The sequence below is a fragment of the Piscinibacter sp. genome (assembly GCF_050175855.1).
GTDB lineage: Bacteria > Pseudomonadota > Gammaproteobacteria > Burkholderiales > Burkholderiaceae_C > Piscinibacter.
In genome coordinates this window covers 1-2,628 of the sequence record NZ_JBFXIO010000556.1, presented here as the reverse complement: position 1 = coordinate 2,628, position 2,628 = coordinate 1, and the positions used below count along the sequence as shown (strand labels likewise).

The following is a 2,628-nucleotide window of genomic DNA, read 5'->3' as shown; positions in this document are numbered from 1 at the left end:
AGAGAGGACCGTGGCGGTCTGATGACCACCATCGTGCTGCAGTAAGCCCAGGCCAACGGAGCATCACACCATGAAGCCGAACCACATTCTTCGCCGGGCCCTGCGATTCGCGCTGGTCGCCGGCGCCGCCTGCGGCGCCTTGCAGGCCCATGCCGTCGTGCAAGGCATCTCGGGAACCGAAGCCTCGGGCACGCGGCACTTCGACCTGGTGGCGGCCGATGGCCACATCAGCATGGCCGACGGCAAGCAGGTCTACATGTGGGGATACGGCCAGGACAGCGGCCAGCGGCTCATGCAGTACGTCGGGCCGACGTTGCTGGTGAACCAGGGCGAGACCGTCACCGTGACCCTGACCAACAACCTGCCGGTGTGCACCTCGATCCAGTTCGTCGGCCAGGTGATCACCGAGCCGAGCCCCGCGGTCGCGCAGTGCTCCGACAACGTGATCGCCGGGCAGGCCGCCCCGGGGGGGCAGGTCACCTACACCTTCGTCGCCACGAACCCGGGTACCTACACGTACCAGAGCGGCACGCGCACGTCGCTCCAGGCGGAGATGGGCCTGATCGGCGCGATGGTCGTCTACCCCACCGGCTACCCGAAGGACGGGGCCAGCAAGCGCGCCTACGCGCACGCCGGTACGACGTTCGACCGCGAGTACCTGCTGGTGGCGTCCGACCTGGACTCGAACATCCACTCCGCCGTCTACGAGCAGGTCAGCACCTGTCTGAATGCGGGCAACACGCAGTGCGACAGCGTCATCAAGGTCGACCTCTCCAAGCGCTTCCCCGACTACTGGATGCTCAACGGGCGGACGTCTCCCGACGTGTTCGCGAAGAACTTCCAGCCCGGCGCAGGCAGCAGCATCCTGCCGCACCAGCCCTATAACGCCATGCCGCGCATGCACCCGGGCGAGAAGCTGCTGCTGCGCATGGTGGGCGCCGGTGCCGACATGCACCCGATGCACCACCACGGCAACAACTCCTGGGGCATTGCGCGCGACGGGCGCATGCTCAGCAGCACGCCGGACGACCAGACTGCCAACGGCGCGGGCCCGGACCTGGCGCTGTCCGACTACACCATCCCGACGACGCCGGGCCAGACCTACGACGCCATCTGGACCTGGACCGGCAAGGGCCTCGGCTGGGACATCTTCGGCGCCACCTGCCGGCGCGGGCAGCCGGTGACGATCGACAACTGCAGATTCGGCAAGCCGAACCTGACGACCGGCGTGATCCCGCCTTTCGGCAACGCCAACGGGCCGGCCGACCGGGGCGATGGCCAGCCCTTCGTGTCGACGCAGGACCCGCTGACCGACATGTACAAGCCCATCCCGGTGACGCTGCCGTCCGAGCTGGAGCTGGCCTTCGGCGAGTTCTACAGCGGCAGCCCCTACCTCGGCGACTTCGGCGCACGGCCGGTGGGCGCGGGGGCGGCGAACACCACCGCGGGCTACTTCCACATGTTCCATTCGCACAACGAGCGCGAGGTGGTCAACGGCGGCATCTTCCCGGGGGGAATGCTGACGATGATCGTCGTCGAGCCGTTCAGCGTTGCCATCGACGCCGGTCAGCCTTGAGCAGACGCAGGGAGCCATCATGAGCAAAGCCAATCCATCCTTCGGCCACAGCCCCCTGCTGCACGCCGCCGTCGCGGGCATGTTCGGCCTGTGCGCAGGCCAGGCCCATGCCATCACCTCCGTCACGCTGTGCGCCGAGGCGTTCCAGCGGGCCGAGACGCCCGCTGGCGTGCCGATGTGGGGCTACCGGCAGGTGGCCGACGCATCGCAATGCGCGGCCCCCGGGCTGGTCACCGCCCCGGGCCCGGTTATCTCGGTACCCCAAGGCAGTGACCGGTCTCTCGCGGTGACGCTGGTCAACAACCTGAACGTGCCCACTTCGCTGGTGCTGGCGGCGCAGAACCTGCCGTCGGGCGGGGCGCCGGTGATGGCCACCGACGTGGTCGATGCACCGAGCTCGACCGTCTGCGTTCCCGGGCCCGGCAACCTGCAGGAGTGCCGCGTGCGCTCCTTCACCAGCGAGACGGCACCGGGCGCCACCCGCACCTACGTCTTCAACAACCTGCGCGCGGGCACCTATCTCTACCAGAGCGGCACGCACCCGCAGGTGCAGATCCAGATGGGCCTGGCCGGCATGGCCGTGGTCGGCAACGACACGCCGGCCGGCGTCGACGAAGACGTGCCCGTGGTGCTCAGCGAGATCGACCCGGCGATGCACGCCACCATCGCGGCACAGCTGGGCACGGGCGACGGCACGGGCTGGAAGGCCGGCGGCTACAGCACGCTGAAGTACGCGCCGAGCTACTTCATGGTCAATGGCAAGGTCTACGAGGGCGTCACCGCGGGTGTGGCGGCCACCGACCTGGGCGCCGTGGCGGCTCCTGGCAGCGTGGTGCGGCTGCGCATCGCCAACGCCGGGCTGGCCACCCGCGTGCTCTCGCTGAACAGCGGCACCTGGAAGATCATGGGCGAGGACGGCTACAGCTACCCGGCTCCGCGCATCCAGGCCAGCCTGATGGTGCCGGCCGGCAAGACGACCGATGCCGACGTGACACTCTCGACCGCCACGGGTGCACCGACCCTGGCGCTGTTCGACCGCCGCGACGGCACCG

The 2,628-nt window shown here is 69.1% G+C and carries 1 protein-coding gene and 1 pseudogene; both read left to right on the top strand.

The annotated features are described in order from the left end of the window. The first annotated feature begins 70 nt into the window (after nt 1–70). On the top strand, nt 71–1,576 hold the full coding sequence (locus AB7U92_RS25640) for a multicopper oxidase domain-containing protein (RefSeq protein ID WP_428583452.1): 1,506 nt from the start codon (nt 71–73) through the stop codon (nt 1,574–1,576). A 19-nt stretch (nt 1,577–1,595) separates the two neighbouring features. Beyond that, nucleotides 1,596–2,628: pseudogene (locus AB7U92_RS25635) on the top strand (hypothetical protein); the annotation flags it as partial.